Here is a 1,627-nt window from a genome sequence, read left to right on the forward strand (position 1 = left end):
AGGACCAGTTCGACGCTCGCCCAGTTCTGCGAGTCCGACAGCCGGTGCCGGGGCGGCAGCCGGCGCGGCGCCCGGATGCCGGTGACCAGGCCCGCCACCACCGCGGCGACCAGACCGGAGCTGCCGACCAGCTCGGCCGGGACCGAGGCGAGGAACGGCACGGTGAACGACAGGATCGTGTTGACCGTGGGGTCGCGCACCCGCCTGCGCACGGCCAGGTTCGCCCAGCCGACCGCCGCACCGACGACGACGGCCACCACCACGGCGTACGCGAACGTGCCGACCGCGCCCCAGAAGGAGAACCCGACCGCGGTGGCGGCGACCGCCGTGCGCAGGAGCACCAGTGCGGTGGCGTCGTTGAGCAGGCTCTCGCCTTCGAGGATCACCACGACCCGGCGCGGGACGCCGGTGTTCTTGATGATCGAGGTCGCCACGGCGTCGGTCGGGCTGATGATCGCGCCGAGGGCCACGCCCCAGACGAACCCGAGGCCGGGGACCAGCCGGACGAACAGCAGGCCCAGGGCCAGCGCGCTCGCGATCACCAACGCCACGGACAGACCGCTGATCGCGCCGAACTCGCGCCGGAAGTTCATGGCGGGCATGGACACCGCGGCGGCGTACAGCAACGGCGGCAGCAGGCCTTCGAGGATCCACTCCGGGTCGACCTCGAAGTCCTCCAGCACCGGGGCCAGGCTGATGCCGATCCCCACCAGCACGAGCACGAGGGGAGCCGCCACGCCCGCCTTCGGCGCGAACACCGCGGCCGCCGCGATGACCAGCAGGGCAAGGACCATGACGGCCACGTCCGCGAGCACCCGCACCCTCCCCCTCCGCATCGGTGATCACCATGCTGGGACACGGACGCGCGATGCGCTCGCCCACGCACACCGGTGGGTGGTCGTCAGTCCTGCTGCCAGCCGCCGGTGAACCGCTCGACCAGGCGGGCGACCGGGTCGGGGCCGAACATCAGCGCCAGCGACTCGGCCGACGCGGTGGCCGAGGCCTCGCTGCGGGGGAAGAGCGCCTTCTCGTAGGAGTCGAGGGCGGCCCCGGTGTCGCCGGGGTGGTCCGCGATGGCCTGGCCGAGCTCGGCCCCGTCGAGCATGGCGAGGTTGGCTCCCTCGCCGGCGAAGGGCGTCATGACGTGCGCGGCGTCACCCAGCAGTGTGACGCCGGGGACGCGGTCCCAGCGGTGCCCGACGGGCAGGGCGTTGATGCGGCGCGGCACCGGTGCGCCGTCGGCGGCGACGAGGGCGTGGAAGCGGGCGTCCCAGTCGCGGAAGTGCGCTCGCAGCTCGGCCTTCGCCGCGGCGGCGTCGGTGAAGTCGATGCCGTCCAGCCAGTGCTCCTCGACCCGCAGGGCCGCGTAGACGTGCAGGCTGCCGTCGTCCTCCCGGTGGGCGAGGAAGCCGCGCTCGCCGTCCAGGGCCATGAAGAAGCCGCCGCCGACCAGGTCGACGGCGTCGGGGTGGCGGGTGTCGGCGTCGAGCAGGTCCAGCTCGACGAACGAGATCCCGGTGTAGGCGGGGTGCGCCGGGGAGACCCGCGGCCGGATCCGGGACCAGGCGCCGTCCGCGCCGACGAGCAGGTCGGTGGTGATCGTGCCGCCGTCGGCGAAGGTGACCTC

At 73.7% G+C, this 1,627-nt stretch carries 2 protein-coding genes; both read right to left on the bottom strand.

Translation table 11 applies throughout. From position 1 onward, the window contains the following. The coding region (locus AB0G02_RS39180; protein ID WP_360805267.1) for a cation:proton antiporter at positions 1-836 on the bottom strand (836 nt) is incomplete at its 3' end. Positions 837-901: 65 nt separating this feature from the next. Continuing rightward, on the bottom strand, positions 902-1,627 hold a 726-nt coding region (locus tag AB0G02_RS39185), incomplete at its 5' end, for an NAD(P)/FAD-dependent oxidoreductase (RefSeq protein WP_360805270.1).

Origin of the sequence: Actinosynnema sp. NPDC023658 (assembly GCF_040639995.1) — a bacterium.
Classification (GTDB): Bacteria; Actinomycetota; Actinomycetes; order Mycobacteriales; family Pseudonocardiaceae; genus Actinosynnema.